Annotated in this window: 15 protein-coding genes; 14 read left to right on the top strand and 1 reads right to left on the bottom strand. The window is 44.3% G+C overall.

Annotated elements, in window-relative coordinates:
• Positions 1 to 10 precede the first annotated feature (10 nt).
• Positions 11 to 481, bottom strand: coding sequence for an HTH-type transcriptional regulator SlrR (gene slrR, locus ACYH0L_RS15860; RefSeq protein ID WP_099727957.1), 471 nt, complete (start codon positions 479 to 481; stop codon positions 11 to 13).
• 257 nt (positions 482 to 738) lie between these two features.
• On the opposite strand from slrR, the gene ACYH0L_RS15855 reads away from it, so the two are divergent.
• The 14 genes from ACYH0L_RS15855 (at position 739) to nikA (ending at position 16,217) form a co-directional block, all read left to right on the top strand.
• Positions 739 to 1,470 (top strand): YveK family protein, encoded by a 732-nt coding sequence (locus tag ACYH0L_RS15855; RefSeq protein WP_044138999.1) that lies wholly within the window; start codon positions 739 to 741, stop codon positions 1,468 to 1,470.
• Entirely contained in the window at positions 1,460 to 2,143 is a 684-nt protein-coding gene (locus tag ACYH0L_RS15850) for a CpsD/CapB family tyrosine-protein kinase (RefSeq protein WP_099727956.1), read from the top strand. The genes ACYH0L_RS15855 and ACYH0L_RS15850 overlap by 11 nt, the downstream gene beginning before the upstream one ends.
• 162 nt (positions 2,144 to 2,305) lie before the next feature.
• Positions 2,306 to 4,180, top strand: a complete 1,875-nt coding sequence (locus ACYH0L_RS15845; RefSeq protein ID WP_099727955.1) for a polysaccharide biosynthesis protein — start codon at positions 2,306 to 2,308, stop codon at positions 4,178 to 4,180.
• A complete protein-coding gene (locus ACYH0L_RS15840) occupies positions 4,146 to 5,294 on the top strand; it encodes a glycosyltransferase family 4 protein (RefSeq protein WP_099727954.1) in 1,149 nt (382 codons plus the stop codon). The genes ACYH0L_RS15845 and ACYH0L_RS15840 overlap by 35 nt, the downstream gene beginning before the upstream one ends.
• Positions 5,287 to 6,126, top strand: a complete 840-nt coding sequence (gene epsE / locus ACYH0L_RS15835) for a glycosyltransferase EpsE (RefSeq protein WP_099727953.1) — start codon at positions 5,287 to 5,289, stop codon at positions 6,124 to 6,126. Before ACYH0L_RS15840 ends, epsE begins: the two co-directional genes overlap by 8 nt.
• Positions 6,119 to 7,249 (top strand): glycosyltransferase family 1 protein, encoded by a 1,131-nt coding sequence (locus tag ACYH0L_RS15830; RefSeq protein ID WP_099727952.1) that lies wholly within the window; start codon positions 6,119 to 6,121, stop codon positions 7,247 to 7,249. Before epsE ends, ACYH0L_RS15830 begins: the two co-directional genes overlap by 8 nt.
• Positions 7,250 to 7,263: 14 nt before the next feature.
• Positions 7,264 to 8,367 (top strand): EpsG family protein, encoded by a 1,104-nt coding sequence (locus ACYH0L_RS15825; RefSeq protein WP_099727951.1) that lies wholly within the window; start codon positions 7,264 to 7,266, stop codon positions 8,365 to 8,367.
• A gap of 27 nt (positions 8,368 to 8,394) precedes the next feature.
• Positions 8,395 to 9,417, top strand: a complete 1,023-nt coding sequence (locus ACYH0L_RS15820) for a glycosyltransferase family 2 protein (RefSeq protein WP_099727950.1) — start codon at positions 8,395 to 8,397, stop codon at positions 9,415 to 9,417.
• A 5-nt stretch (positions 9,418 to 9,422) separates the two neighbouring features.
• On the top strand, positions 9,423 to 10,451 hold the full coding sequence (locus ACYH0L_RS15815; RefSeq protein ID WP_099727949.1) for a polysaccharide pyruvyl transferase family protein: 1,029 nt from the start codon (positions 9,423 to 9,425) through the stop codon (positions 10,449 to 10,451).
• A 28-nt stretch (positions 10,452 to 10,479) separates the two neighbouring features.
• Positions 10,480 to 12,009: an MATE family efflux transporter gene (locus ACYH0L_RS15810; RefSeq protein ID WP_099727948.1), complete on the top strand. Its 1,530-nt coding sequence runs from the start codon at positions 10,480 to 10,482 to the stop codon at positions 12,007 to 12,009.
• Positions 12,010 to 12,029: 20 nt separating this feature from the next.
• Entirely contained in the window at positions 12,030 to 12,623 is a 594-nt protein-coding gene (locus tag ACYH0L_RS15805; RefSeq protein WP_099727947.1) for a sugar transferase, read from the top strand.
• The gene (locus tag ACYH0L_RS15800; protein WP_099727946.1) at positions 12,586 to 13,275 is read left to right on the top strand and encodes an acetyltransferase; all 690 of its coding nucleotides are present in this window, start codon (positions 12,586 to 12,588) and stop codon (positions 13,273 to 13,275) included. The genes ACYH0L_RS15805 and ACYH0L_RS15800 overlap by 38 nt, the downstream gene beginning before the upstream one ends.
• Positions 13,272 to 14,450 (top strand): DegT/DnrJ/EryC1/StrS family aminotransferase, encoded by a 1,179-nt coding sequence (locus ACYH0L_RS15795; RefSeq protein ID WP_099727945.1) that lies wholly within the window; start codon positions 13,272 to 13,274, stop codon positions 14,448 to 14,450. Before ACYH0L_RS15800 ends, ACYH0L_RS15795 begins: the two co-directional genes overlap by 4 nt.
• 147 nt (positions 14,451 to 14,597) lie before the next feature.
• The gene (nikA, locus tag ACYH0L_RS15790) at positions 14,598 to 16,217 is read left to right on the top strand and encodes a nickel ABC transporter substrate-binding protein (RefSeq protein WP_099727944.1); all 1,620 of its coding nucleotides are present in this window, start codon (positions 14,598 to 14,600) and stop codon (positions 16,215 to 16,217) included.
• Positions 16,218 to 16,228: the final 11 nt, after the last annotated feature.

Here is a 16,228-nt window from a genome sequence, read left to right as displayed (position 1 = left end):
CCTGAAAGGCTTACGACCGGCGTTCTCCCATGTTGGTGAGGAATGCTTTCACTTCCTCAGTGCTTAAGCCAATAGCTTTCGCTTCACTCATAAGACGCTTCCACTCTGACATATTCGAATCGGTCAGCTTTCTATGGGTGACATGTAACGTCTTTTCTTCCTGCTCCTTTCGGTAGGTTTGGAGCAGCTGATATAATCCCTCTTTAGGCATGCCGGATTGGACGGCATTGACTATATGCTCCCGCCATTCCTGTTCACCGCCCTCAGAGTAATGAAACATCATCGTCTCTGCATCAAACAGCTCTTGTAAATCAATTTCTAGTGAAGAGGATACCTTTTTTAAAAACTGGACAGATGGATTCCGATGGACACCACGCTCAATTTTACTCAAATACGACTTAGAAACATGGGCATCTTCAGCCAGCTGCTGAATCGAGTATCCTTTCCTCTTTCGGTAAATGCGTATCACCTTGCCTATCATTCGATAAATGATCTCCCTTCTCCCTTGCGAATAGTTCTGCGACCTTTTCGTTCATTATAAGAAATAAATTGTTCTTTATAAAATTCAAAAACGTAAGAAACAGGAAGTAAACAAAAGAAAACGAACGATTTCGTTCTTTAAAAAGAACTATAAGACCTATTATGACATTTTTCTTTGCGGGTATTATCTTTTATAATCCAATCATTAACAAAAAGAAACCATATATAACCTTTTTATGATGAAATCGGGAGGTATCTATGAATGAGAATATAGGTTTTAAGCAGCTGTTTTCTGTCATTAAAGAGAAAATGGCCCTTCTGATCCTGATTGTCCTGATCGTAACGGGCATTTCAGCCTACTATCAGTTCTATGTCTCGACTCCTGTATATCAGGCAACCACTCAAATTCTTGTTCATAAACGCAGCAATGACGCACAAGCGAATTTAAACGATATTCAGATGAACCTTCAATATACACGTACCTTTCAAGTCCTATTAAAAAGTCCGATCGTCATTGAAAAAGTAAAAGAAACGCTCAATCTCACAGAATCAGCTGAAGGATTAAAACACAAAATTGCCACAAGTACAGAAAATGAGTCTGAGGTCATAAATATTTCTGTACAAGATGAGGATCGCGCGAAGGCAGTAGCGATTGCTAATACCGCAACAGAGGTGCTGCAAGAAGAAATCAAAAAAACCATGAATATGGATCGCATTAATGTTTTGTCTGAAGCCAAGCTGTCCAACACGATTCTCATGAATTCAAGGAAATTCGTTCATATCGTTCTGGCACTAGGCGCCTCTTTATTAGGAGGAATTACACTCATTTTCTTAATGAATCTACTCGATGATACTGTAAAACGAACACATCAAATAAGAGAAGAGATCGGATTGCCGTCGCTCGGCAGTGTCTATCAGATGCAAGCAGACAGGAGGGCAAAAAAAGACAAGCAGTCCGTCATAACGGGAGGACAGAACATTGATCTTTAAGAGGAAGAAAAGAGAAAAGAGAGATTTATCCTGTATTTCTGTATTAAATCCTCACTCTGTCATTGCGGAACAATTTCGTACGATCCGAACGAACATCGAATTCACATCGATCCAAACAAGGCTGAAGTCGATATTGGTGACATCCTCCTTGCCGAAGGAAGGGAAATCATTTGCGGCTGCAAACTTAGCAGCTGTTTTTGCACAGCAGAAAAAGCGGGTCCTGCTCATGGATGCTGATTTGCGAAAGCCGGCCGTTCATGAATATTTTGACCTGAGTCATCACACGGGTTTAACCAACGTGCTATTAAATAACTGCAGTTTGGAGGAAGCCGTTTTACCTACACCGATTGAGCATTTAGAGCTGCTTCCGAGCGGAACCATTCCGCCGAATCCAGCTGAGCTGCTCTCCTCTTCTGTGATGAAGCAGCTATTTTATGAGATTGAACAGCAATATGACATGGTGATCGTTGATTCCGCACCGCTTCTGCCTGTTGCCGATGCGAAGATCCTGGCGAACCGTACGGATGGAAGCATTCTCGTTGTATTAAGCGGCAAAACAAAGATCGCTGCCGTAAAGAAGTCAAAAGAAGTATTAGAAGGAACAACAGGCAAACTGCTTGGCGCTATGCTAAATGGAAAGAAAGAGAAAAAGGGCAGGCTGTATATGTATTAAAAAGATTGATAGGTGATGTCTCCTAATCTTTAACAACGGAGGCACTCGATCCTGCTGTGGGCATATCAGATGCCTTAGATGCTCGTCATCAATAGTGGGGTGTGAGGACGGGTTTGATGCCCATTTGACGTAAGAATAGTGATTGAAAAAGGGGGAGGAGCGTTGACTTACGCCCAAAGATTATCAATTATCGTGGCACTAGATTCATATCTCATCTTAGTTGCCGTCTTTTTTGGCTTTCAATTTGTCCAAGAAGCGGCGTTAACCGTATATACATTTGAAATGCTCGTCATTTCTTCGCTCAGTCTGCTCATTGGGCACCATGTATTTTCCTACATTTTTCACGTGTACAAGCAAGTATGGGCATATACAGGGGTTAGAGAGCTATTTTCTTTAATGAAAACCTTTGTGTGTTCTTTTTTATTTTCAATGACGATGCTGTACCTTTTCGTACAGACATGGCCATTTCGATTTTTATTCATCGTTTGGCTTTTCCATATCTTGTTCATCGGGGCATCTCGTATGGCATCTAGACTATTTCATGATGGCGCAAAGCGGCTGCACATAGAAAAGGAACGGGCATTAATCATTGGTGCCGGATCAGCTGGGGCCATTATTGTTCGTCAGCTTCAGCAGTCGAGTGATGTCCATATTGAGCCAGTCGCCTTCATCGATGATGACAAGACGAAGCATAAGCTTGAAATCATGGGTCTGCCCGTCCTAGGGGGAAAAGAACATATTCAAACAGCAGTCGTGATGATGGATATTCAAAAGATCATCATCGCCATTCCGTCCAAAAGCAGCCACACCTTAAAAGGGCTGTATAAGGAATGTGTAGCGACTGGCGTCAAAACACAGATTATGCCGGAAATGGAGCAGATTTTAAAAGGAACCCATGCACTGAATCAATTACGGGATGTACAGCCAGAGGATTTACTAGGAAGAGAGCCGATTCAATTAGATACAAGTCGTCTATCTGTTCACTTAAAGGGAAAAACGATCATGGTGACAGGGGCAGGCGGGTCGATTGGATCAGAAATCTGTCGTCAAATTTGTGTGTTTGCCCCTCAAGCGATTGTGCTAGTGGGACATGGAGAATTCAGCATTCATTCTATTTTACTAGAGCTGAAAGAATTATATGAGGGCAGCATCAGCCTCTATCCACAAATTGCGGATATTCAAGATAAACAGAAAATGAGTGAAATCGTTGGTCATTTTCAGCCGGATATGATTTATCATGCTGCCGCACATAAGCACGTCCCGCTCATGGAGATCAGTCCGAAAGAAGCGGTGAAAAACAATATTATCGGGACAAAAAATGTTGCAGAAGCCGCACATGAGCACGGAATCGAAACCTTCGTCCTCATTTCATCTGATAAAGCGGTCAACCCTGCCAATGTAATGGGAGCCACAAAGCGGTTTGCTGAAATGCTGATCATGCAAATGGGGGCAAGCAGTGAGACGAAGTTTGTGGCCGTTCGATTTGGGAATGTACTCGGAAGCAGGGGGAGCGTCATACCAATCTTTAAAAAACAAATCGAAAAAGGTGGACCGGTGACGGTCACGCATCCAGCCATGACAAGATATTTTATGACCATCCCAGAAGCATCAAGGCTGGTCATTCAAGCAGGCGCACTGGCAGAAGGAAGACAGATCTTTGTATTAGATATGGGGGAGCCAGTGAAAATTGTCGACCTCGCAGAAAACCTCATTCACCTCTCAGGCTACACTACAGACCAGATTCCGATTACCTTCACGGGCATTCGTCCCGGAGAGAAAATGTACGAGGAGTTACTCAACCAGCATGAAAAAGCACAGGAGCAAATTTTCCCGAAAATTCATATCGGTCACGCACTGGATGGTGATCCATATGTGCTGAACCGCTTTATCCATGAATTTGACATGATGAGTGACGAGCAAATGAGACAAGCGTTATTTGCTGCCATTGAGTCGCATGATTTGTTGTCTGAACAGATGAAAAGAGAGGAGGAGACGCTTGCCAATGAAGAAAAAAGTCTTGTTTTGCGCAACGGTTGATTATCATTTTAAGGCATTCCACCTTCCGTATTTTCGGTGGTTTCAGGAACAAGGATGGGAAGTGCACACAGCGGCAAATGGTCAGCTGGAGCTGCCGCATGTGGATCAAGCTCATTCCATTCCGATTCAGCGCTCCCCTTTTCATTTGCGCAACCGGCTCGCGTATGTGGAGCTGAAGAAGCTGCTAGAGAAAGAGCATTACGACTTGATCCATTGTCATACACCGATGGGAAGTGTCATTGGCAGGCTTGCAGCCAAAAGCACGCGCAAAAAAGGGGCGAAGGTTCTTTACACCGCACATGGGTTTCACTTTTGGAAGGGGGCGCCGCTTCAAAACTGGCTGCTCTATTATCCAATTGAGAGATGGCTCGTGCAATATACAGACGCGCTCATCACCATTAATGGAGAAGATTATGAAAGAGCGGATCGTCTGTCAAAAGAGAAGGCATCTGTCCATTATGTTCCCGGCATGGGTGTGGATATGAAGCGGTTTGCACCTGTCGATGACAAAGAAAAGCAACGCCTTCGTACAGTATATGGATTTACCCCGCAAGATTTCATCGTGCTGTGTGCTGGCGAATTAAACGTCAATAAAAATCAAAGGATGCTTATTAAAGCATGTGCACAGCTGTATAGGAAAATACCGAATGTGAAGGTCGTGTTTGCCGGGGAAGGGGCAAGCAGGCCGTTCTATGAAAAGCTGGTACGCCAGATGAATCTTGAGCAGCATGTCCAATTTGCTGGTTTTTGCAAACAAATCGAGGAATGGATGCATGTGAGTGATGTATGTGTGTCAACGAGTCTGAGAGAAGGGCTCGGCATGAACCTTCTTGAAGCGATGTCTGCTGAGAAGCCGATCATTGCCACTGAAAATAGAGGGCACTGTGAGCTTATCAAACATGGAGTGAACGGCTTTTTAGTCGAACCGCAAGATGTGAATGGTTTAGCTGATTATTTGCAGCAGCTTTATCACCAAAAGGACCAGCTGCACCTCATGGGAAAAGCGGGGCGTTCCATGGCTCATGCATTTGCACAGGAGCAGACGGTGAGTGCCATGGAAGAGATTTATACAACCTATATGGGTCATGCAGAGAAGGTGATGCAGCATGCGTAAGCCGAAGGTGTCTATCATCATGGGCGTCTACAATTGCCAAGAGACAGTAGAAGAAAGCATTGAATCGATTCTTCATCAAACCTATAAAAACTGGGAGCTCATCATATGTGATGACGCATCAACAGATGGGACCTATGAGAAAGTACTGCCTTATACAAAGCATGATCCTGAAAGAATTCGCCTCATCCGAAATAAACACAACCTAAGACTTGCCGCCAGTCTGAATCGCTGTCTAGCTGAAGCGAGTGGAGAATTGATCGCCAGACAGGATGGTGATGATCTATCGGTGTCAACACGTTTAGAAACACAGGTTTATTTCCTCGAAACACATCCTGAATATGATGTGGTCGGTACGGCGATGACGATTTTTGATGAGTCTGGAACGAAGGGCGTTCGTGCACTTGCCTCAGAACCTAATCGAAAGGTGCTGGCAAGAGGAACTCCTTTTTGTCACGGGACCATTATGATGAGAGCTTCTGCATACAAGGCTTTAAATGGATATCGTTCTGTGAAAACAACAAGGCGTATGGAAGATATCGATCTTTGGATTCGCTTTTTTGCTGCTGGAAGGAAAGGCTTTAACTTGCAAGAGCCGTTATACCTTGTGAGAGAGGATGAAGCGGCCTTTCAGCGCCGAAAGTTCCGATATTCCATGGATAATGCCATGCTCGTTTTAAAAGCATGCTGGCTATTAAAGTTGTCGCCGCTAGATTATTTATTTGCTCTCAAGCCGGTGATCCGGGCCTGTTTGTCACCGAAGACCATGAGGCTTTATCATCAGCGGAAGCTGGAGGCGTCTATGCTGAAAAGGAGGACGATTCGGGATGAGTGAGCCAAAGCGTGTACTCCATATTGTGGGCGGGATGAACCGCGGCGGAGCAGAAACGATGATTATGAACATCTATCGTGCACTCGACAGAAATGTCCTTCAATTTGATTTCATTACCCACCGACAGGACGTCTGTGATTATGATGAGGAAATTCGTCGGCTCGGGGGGCGCATCTTTTACGTCCCAAGTATTGGGGCGTCCTCTCCTTTGGCTTTTGTGAAAACATTGACAAAGACGATCAAGCGAACAGGACCTTATCAGGCAGTGCATGCACATACGGATTTTCAAACAGGTTTTTCCGCACTTGCTGCTAAACTTGCGGGCGTTAAGGTGCGCATTTGTCATTCACATAATACGGCTTGGAGACAGTCTTCAACCTGGCTTGACCACTTGATGCTCAAAGGGTTTCGTCAGCTGATCTTTGCCTTTTCTACACAGCTCGTCGCATGTGGCGAAGATGCCGGTGTTTTTTTATTCGGGCAGAAAAAAATGAAAAATGGACGAGTTGAGGTTTTGCCAAATGGGATTGATTTGAACCTTTTCTTTCAGCCTGGGCCAGACGAAAAGGTGGAGATGAAAAAGCAGCTTCATCTTCATGAAAAGAAACTGGTTATTGGTCATATTGGGCGATTTCATGAGCAAAAAAACCATGTTTTTTTCATCGAGCTGGCACAGACTTTAAAGAAGCAGGGGGTCTCATTTCAGCTTGTCCTCGTAGGAGATGGACCGCTGAGACAAGTGGTCGAATCGTATGCGAAAAAAGCAGGATTAATGGAGGACATTGTCTTTACCGGGGTCGTATCGGACGTTCCGCAGTATATGAAAGCATTTGATGTGTTTGTGATGCCTTCCTTGTTTGAAGGTCTTCCGCTTGTATTAGTAGAAGCACAGGCATCTGGACTGCCTTGTGTGATCTCAGATCACATTACACAGGAAGTTGATCTAGGCTGCGGACTCGTTAAACGGAAATCACTGCGCGATTCAGCACATGAGTGGATGAAAGCGATTCTTGAAGCGTATCATGCAGAACCTCCTCTTCAAGAGACCATTACTTCTCAGCTTGGCCAAAGAGGATTTGATGTGAAGCAGAACATCACACGTGTGATGAATGTATATGGATTGTAAGGAAGGATTGGCAGATGGCGGTATATTTGGTGAACATGATCATGGTCTATTTATGGTCGAGCTTTGCTGCATTTTACGGCAGGCGTGATGATACCATTCAAAGCGGATGGCGGCCTAACAAGCTTCTGGTGTTTTTTCCGTTTTTATTTCTTTGTATCGTAGCTGGTATTCGGTACAAAGTGGGAACCGATTTTGTGACCTATGGACAGATGTATGAGTTCTCCGTCAACTATGAAAAGCCTTGGCATATATTTGGATTCGGTGTGGACAAAGCCGCAACCGATCCGGGGTTTACGTTCATCTTATGGATGCTTAATCAACTATCACATGAGCCGCAAATGATGTATATCTCGGTCGGGGTCATCACCTATTTTTTTATTATCAAGACGCTGGTGCGATATGGACGGCCCTTTGAGCTCAGTATGCTGCTTTTTCTCGGCACCTTTCATTATTACGCTTCATTTAATGGAATGCGTCAGTATATGGTGGCTGCGGTTCTTTTTTATGCCATCCGGCTCGTTATCAATGGTGAATGGAAATTGTATTTTCCGCTCGTTCTTGTGTGTTCGTTGTTTCATTCATCGGCTCTCATCATGATTCCAGTTTATTTTATCGTGAGAACAAAGGCTTGGTCATGGATGATGTTTGTCTTATGCATGATTTTCTTAGGCTTAACCGCTCTTTATGACCGTTTTATCTCTGTGTTTGTGGTGATGCTGCAAGGGAGTTCTTATGGTCATTATGAGGAATGGCTCACAACGAATACGAATGGAATGAATATGACAAAAATCGGTGTATTGATTCTGCCGCTCCTGCTTGCTTTCTTTTATCGAAAACGACTTCGTGAACTGACACCTGAGAGTGATTACGTTGTGAATTTTTGCTTGCTTGGTTTCTTGTTTGGCATTCTTGCAACAAAGGATGTCATTTATGCAAGATTTCATATTTATTTTGGTTTATATCAGCTCATTTTACTGCCATATTTCACACGCATTTTTGATCAGCGGTCTAATGTCTTTATGTATGTAGGGATTGCTGTTTGCTATATTTTGTACAGCATCATGCTGATGCCGTTCGATTCTTCTGTTTTACCGTATAGAACGATTTTTACAAAATAGATTTGAAGAAAGGTGGGGCATGCTGTAATGCCAGCTATCAGTCTATTGGTCGCAGTCTACAATACGAGTCAATATGTGGAGCAATGCCTTCAATCGATTGCAGATCAAAGCTTTTCAGATATAGAGGTCATTCTCGTCAATGATGGATCTACAGATCACAGCGGAGCATTGCTTGAAGCGTTTGCTGAGCGTGATAAGCGTTTTCGGGTGATTCATCAAACCAATCAAGGGTTAGGGGCTGTGAGAAACCGGGGCATAGAAGAAGCAAGAGGGACGTATTTCGCCTTTGTTGATTCAGACGATATTCTCGCTCCTCATTACTGTGAAGCCTTGTATGAAAGAGCTGAAATGACTGGGGCTGATCTTGTTGTAAGTGAGTATTGGATTCAATTCGAACAATCAAAACGAACAATACCAACGACTCTTTTAACCCATCGATCAGCCGATAAAACGAGTTTAATAGAAGCGTTATTACATGGAGCCATCACTGGATTCTCATGGAATAAGCTGTATCGGCGTGCTTTTATCGAAGAACACCACATCCGTTTTCCACTGCGGGGTGAGCTTGAGAACATTGAAGATCAGTATGTGACGCTGCGCTGTTTTTCTTTATCACGTGTCATTGCCTTTGTTCATGAGCCTCTCTATTATTACCGGGTTCATCTGTCATCGATTGTGCAGCGATACCAAAAGCAGTATTTTCAGCATGGACTGACCTTTTATCATGCACAGCGCTTGTTCTTAAAAGAGCATGATGAGCTGCCTCCGTATGAGAAGGCCCTAGATTTTTTTATGGTCAATCATACGCTTCACTGTATGCTCAATGAATGGAAAAGCCAGAATTCCCTCTCCTTCCAGGAAAAGCTTGATCACATGCGGGAAATGGTGACACACGAGGCTTTTCAGCATGCAGTCAAACGAGTGGAGCGATCGAAGCTCACCGTTCGAAAACGAATGATTTTATTTCTTGCCAGGTGTCAGTGGGTTCATCCGCTTTCTGCCGCCGCTTCAAGCTATCAAAAATGGATTGAATATCAAACAAGGAAATAGGGGGGATGAGATTGACATTACAGCAATTGAAGGCACACGCCGCAGAGTGGCTGCTCTTAAAGGTCAAATATCCGCTTGAGTATAGGCTGAGCCGCCGCAAGCTGCCAGAGATGAGCCATCAGAAAAAAATCATTCTCACGCTGCTGCCAGCGCATGATAATTTGGGGGACCATGCCATTGCCTATGCGAGCTATTGTTTTTTAAAGAAGCACTTTCCAGCCTATGAAATCATAGAAGTAGACATGAAAGAGATGTATCGACTCGCCCGCCCGTTAAAGAGCATGCGGCACCCGGAGGACATCGTCTGTATCATTGGTGGGGGTAATATGGGGGATTTATACCGGTACGAAGAATGGACAAGGCAATTTATCATGAACATCTTCAAGTCCTATCCCGTCATTCAGCTGCCCGCTACTGCTCATTTCACAGAAACAAAAAGAGGGAAAAGAGAAGAACGGCGCGCCATTCAAACGTACAAACGTCACCCGAGACTGCTCCTTATGGCGAGAGATCAAACAACCTATGATTGGATGAAGCAGCATTTTCCTGATAAAGATGTGTGGAAACAGCCTGATATGGTGCTGACATTAGACGAATCATCAAAGGATCAAAAGCGTGAAGGGGTTCTGCTTTGTCTGCGAGAGGATAAGGAAGCGTATCTCACCCAAAAAGAGCGGCAGCAACTACAGCAGCATGTCAAAGAGACGTATGATCAAGTTGGTTTCATCACGACGACAATTGGCAAACGAGTCGATCGAACAACTCGCTTAGAGGAATTATCGGCCTTGTGGACCGAGTTAAGACAAGCGCAAGTCGTCGTGACAGACCGGCTGCATGGCATGATCTTTTGTGCGATTACACATACACCATGTGTTGTCCTCAGGTCGTTTGATCATAAGGTGATGGAAGGGTATGAATGGGTGTCGCAACTTCCGTTTGTAACCCTTTTAAAAGAACCAAATGAGACAGCTGTGAAAGAGGCGATGATTCAGCTTATAAAAACAGGCGATCAAAAGGGAGAGGAAGCTGGATGAAGGCCCTTAGACGCTGCGTGACAACACAATGAATCGTGCGTTTCTTTACAATGTCAGTGCGAACTTAATGACGTTTGTCTTGATGATGCTCATGTCTGTTTGTTTAACGCCTTACATTGTTCATACGCTTGGAGTAGAAGCATTTGGCTTAATTCATCTTACACAAAATATGATCAACTATCTATCAGTCATTACAGCTTCATTAAGTGCTGTTGTTGTGCGTTTTTTTTCTGTGGCGGCTCATAAGGGAGAGATGGAAAAGGCGCAGCGCTTTCTCGCTTCCTATTTCGTCAGTTCGATTTTTTTATCAATCAGTCTCTTTTTGCTTTGCCTTTTATTGTCTCAGCAGCTGGTTGAGTGGCTTCATGTGCCTATTCATCTCGTCAAAGACACACAGATCGCCTTTGTTTTAGGGGGTCTTTTATTTATGCTCAATTTCGTCATGTCCGGTATTGGGGCTGCGCCGTTTTATGCGAACAAGTTATATGTATCAAGTGCTGGGCAGGCCATTCAGATGTTTTGCAGGGCGCTTGTCATTGTGATGTTGTTTACATTGACGACCCCAGCCATTTGGCATATACCGCTTGCGGCCGTCATTGGGAGCTTAGCGGCTATGGGAATCGGTATCTATTATTTTAAGAAACTCATTCCTTGGTTTTCGTTTAAGTGGCGGCATGTCTCTTTCTCTTCTAGTCTCACTCTTGTTCGATCAGGGGTATGGCATTCATTTGAGCAAATGGGGATTTTGTTGTTTTTACAAATTGATTTATTGATGACCAACTTGCTGATTGGTGCGGAAGCGACTGGCCAGTATGCCGCCATTTTACAATTCCCTTTATTATTGCGCACGCTTGCAGGGACACTTGCGGTTGTGTTTGCGCCAACGATTACGAGGTTCTATTCGAATCAGGACAAAGAGGGACTCATTCAATATGCCGCCAACGCCATTAAGTGGAGTGGTTTATTTGTTGCGTTCCCAGCCGCACTCCTAGGAGGTCTTGCCGGCCCGCTTATGCTTCTATGGCTTGGACCAGCCTTTGAGGAGCTGAAATGGCTCCTCATGATTCATGCTGCTTATTTATGTTTGACGTTGATGTTTTTACCACTGACATATGTGCCGACCGCCTTTAATCGTTTTAAAGTACCAGCAGTTGTCACGCTGATATTAGGCGCTGCCAATGTACTTTTAGCCTATGGTTTGACTCATATGCTCCAGCTTGGTTTATATGGCATTGCATCAGCGGGTGCCATTGTTTTATTGATCAAAAATATTGTGTTTCTCCCATTTTATACGTCCAAGATCACGAAACAGAAACGCACAATCTTTTACAAACATACAATGGTTCCGCTAGTGGGAGCTCTATTGATTTGGGGCGTATGCGCAGGGATTCAGTTTGTATATGACGTGACCTCATGGTGGGAGCTGTTTTGTATTGGTGGACTTTGTTTCATTGTTTACATGGGCTACTTGTATCAATTTGCAGGAACAAAACAAGAGCGGATGCAGCTGATGCGTAAGGTGAAACAAGCTGCTGCTGAACGAGCGGTCTCCCGCTAGTGTGAAAAGGAGGTGCAATGATGAAAAGAATGATAGATGTGATCGTGGCACTGACTCTGCTTATCGCAGGCAGCCTTCTTTTTCTTCTTATTTATGGGCTTATTCGGTGGAAAATTGGGACGCCTGTGGTGTTTCGGCAGGAACGGCCTGGTCTATATGGCCGGCCTTTTATGCTATATAAATTTCGGACAATGACTGATGAACGCGACGAACATGGCGTGCTGCTACCAGATCATCTTCGATTAACAAAAACCGGCGCCTTGATTCGCAAGCTCAGTCTCGACGAATTGCCGCAGCTAGTCAATGTGCTAAAAGGAGAGCTCAGTCTCGTTGGGCCAAGACCCCTTTTGATGGAGTATTTACCAATGTATACAGAGCAGCAAGCAAGGCGTCATCTTGTGAAGCCTGGCATCACTGGGTGGGCACAGGTGAACGGAAGAAACACGCTCTCCTGGGAGGAGAAATTCACTTATGACCTCTGGTATGTGGAGCATCAATCGCTTTGGCTTGATATGAAAATTTTATGGATGACCTTGCTGAAAGTCATCAAAACAGAGGGGGTGCAGCAGCCGCATCATGCCACAGCTGAAAAATTCAAAGGAACCGATATGTAAAGAGCAACCCATTGGTGTCATTGGGGCTGGCGGGCATAGCAAAGTCATTCAGGACTTGATTTTTGCGCATCCTGATTACTCATTGTGTGCCGTATTAGATGATCAATTTGAAGAGACAGTCACTCAGAGCGGCATTCTGTATGGACCGACCTCCATGAGTCAGCAGCTGAGAGAAAAAATGCCTCATACCAAATGGCTGATTGCCATTGGACAAAATGAGACCAGACAGATGGTAAAGGAACGTTTGACGTTTGAAAATATGGCGTTTGCCACACTCATTCATCCAGAGGCGGTCATTAGCCCATCAGCTGTGATCGGAAGGGGAACTGTGGTGATGGCAAGGGCTGTTGTTCAAGCAGATGCGGTCGTCGGTGAACATGCGATTATTAACACAGGGTCTATCGTAGAGCACGATAGCTTACTCGAATCGTTTGTGCACCTCTCACCAGGAGCAGTCCTTACAGGCTGTGTTTCCGCGCGCGAGGGTGCCCACATTGGGGCAGGTGCCGTTGTGACACCCGGTACATCAATTGGAAGCTGGACAGTCATTGGCGCAGGAGCGGCCGTGACCAGAGATATACAGGATCAGAAGGTCGCTGTAGGAGTTCCTGCAATTGAGATCAAAGATCGGAGAGAAGGTGGGAAATCATGAAAGAAAGAAAGCGAATCTACTTATCTCCTCCTCATATGAGCGGAAAGGAGTATATGAAAATAGAGGAAGCGTTCAAGAGCAATTGGATTGCGCCGCTAGGACCTCTTGTGAATGAATTTGAGCAAGTGGTCGCGGACTATGCAGGGGTGAAGGGGGGAGCGGCTTTATCTTCAGGGACAGCAGCGATTCACCTCGCCTTAAAGCTTATTGGCGTTCAAAAGGGGGACATTGTCTTTTGCTCCACCCTCACATTTGTTGCAAGTGCAAACCCTATTTTATATGAACAAGCGACGCCCGTTTTTATTGATTCTGAAAGCGAGACATGGAATATGTGCCCGCTTGCTTTAGAGAAAGCCTTTGTCGAAGCAAAACGTCTTGGAAAAACCCCCCGCGCGGTCATTGTCGTTCATTTATACGGCCAAAGCGCGAAAATGGACGACATCGTGGCGTTGTGTGAAGCGTATGATGTGCCGATCATTGAAGATGCGGCTGAATCGTTAGGCGCTCTGTATAAAGGAAGAAAAAGCGGCTCAATGGGCAGGTTTGGCGTCTATTCTTTTAATGGAAATAAAATCATTACAACATCTGGGGGCGGAATGCTTGTGAGTGATGATGAAGCTGCGATCGAACGCTGCCGTTTCCTCGCTTCACAGGCAAGAGAGCGTGCCATGCACTATGAGCATCAAGAGATAGGCTACAACTATCGCATGAGCAACCTGCTAGCAGGTGTGGGGATAGCCCAAATGGATGTATTAGACGAGCGAGTTGAACAAAAGCGCCGCATTTTCCAGCGTTATCAGGACGCGTTATCTGAGGTAGATGGTCTTCATTTTATGCCAGAATATCAAGAAACCAGGTCCAACCGCTGGCTAACGACATTGACCATTGATCGTGATGCACCGATTTCTCCAGTAGACATCATTGCTGTATTAGAAAAAGAACAGATCGAAGCTCGGCGTGTATGGAAGCCGCTGCATCAGCAGCCACTCTTTCGTGATTGTCCATTTTATACAGCCGCCAAAGGCACCCCTGAATCCGAGTTATTATTTGAGACAGGTCTTTGTCTTCCATCTGGAACAAGCATGACAGATGCAGAACAGGATCGTATCATTGACACACTGCATGATGTCCTGCGAGAAAAAACATTCACCTCTTCACAGGCTGCTCGTTCATAAGCGGCCTGCCTCTTTTTATCAAATTCCTCAATTTATGGAATATAACGGAATATGTATTGTTATTTCATTTCAAATATGATATTGACAACAGTGTACTTCCTCCTTAAAATGAAAATGATTATCAGCATCAATTAGGAGGAGCGATTTATGTCTATTTGGAATAATTTTCCGAAAATTAAAATAAATACAGTATTTACATTCCTACTGATCTTCTTACTAGTAGGCTGCTCTCAAGCAAACAATGGAGCAGGTGGAAAGAAGGATCATCCTGACATGATCACAATGGCATGGCCGAGAGATATTGGCGAAATGAATCCGCACATCTACAACCCATCACAATTGTTTGCACAATCGATGATTTATGAGCCATTAGTCAGCTATCAAAAAAATGGACAGCTGAAACCTGAATTAGCGAAGTCATGGGATGTTTCAAAGGATGGCAAGGTGTATACATTCCATTTAAGAGACGGCGTGACATTCTCAGATGGCTCTGATTTTAACGCGGGCATTGTCAAAAAGAACTTTGATACGATTTTAAAAAACAAAGATTTACATAGCTGGTTAGGTGTCATTAAGAAAATCAAAAAGACAGAAGCTGTGGACAAAAAGACGTTTAAACTCACATTAACAGCGCCTTATTATCCAACTGTTCAAGAATTAGCAGTCGTCCGTCCGGTTCGTTTCTTAGGCGAAGCAGGCTTCCCTAAAAACGGAGATACGTCAAAAGGAATCGAAAAACCAGTGGGCACAGGCCCTTGGGTATTAAAAACGTATAAAAAAGATGACTATGCGATTTTTGAACGAAACGATCATTATTGGGGAGAGAAACCAAAGGTCAAGGAAATCAAGGTGAAGGTCATTCCAGATGCTGAAACGAGAGTGATGGCATTTGAAAAAGGCGATGTGGATTTACTTTATGGAGAAGGAACGATCAGCCTTGATGCCTACAAACAACTAGAGGCAAGCGGCAAGTATGAAACAAACATGTCAGAGCCTGTTGCAACGAGACAGCTTGTGATGAATACAAAAGTGGATCAGCTGTCAGATGAAAAAGTGCGTCATGCCCTTCAGTATGCCATCAATAAGAAGTCAATGGTAGAAGGTGTAACGTCTGGCTTAGAGGACGAAGCAGATCACATTTTGCCGACAAACATGCCCTATACGTCCAATATTAAAGTGAAGTCTTTCCAATATGATGTGGACAAAGCAAAAGCATTGCTAGATGAAGCGGGCTGGACACTTCCAAAAGGGAAATCCGTTCGTGAAAAGGATGGAAAAACGCTTGAATTTAGTATGATGTATGACTCAGCAGAATCGATTCAAAAAGCGATGGCTGAGACGCTGCAGGCAGAATGGGCAGCCATTGGCGTTGGCGTCAAACTTGAAGGCGTAGAGCTTGCCACGCAGGTTCAACGTTTCAAAGCCAACAAATTTGATATGAACTTCTTTAGCAACTACGGAGCGCCATATGATCCGCATACATTTATGAACGTCGTTTCATCAGATGGTTTTGGCTTCAAAGAAGCCATCTCAGCGTATCCAAATAAGGAAAAGCTGATCAAAGAAATGAACGAAATTCCGTCAACAACAAATGAAAACAAACGAAAAGCACTATATTCGTCGGTCTTATCTTCTTTGCAGGATCAAGGGGCGATTGTGCCAATCTCTTATTTTAAAAAGACAGCCGTTTATCAAAAAGATGTGAAGAACTTTGAGTTCCCTGCGAATCGAGATGAACATCCTTTCACAGGCATCAAGCTCAAGTAATAGAAGGAAGG

It is taken from the genome of Bacillus sp. MC1252, assembly GCF_056838025.1.
This window is presented reverse-complemented; position numbering and strand designations above follow the sequence as displayed.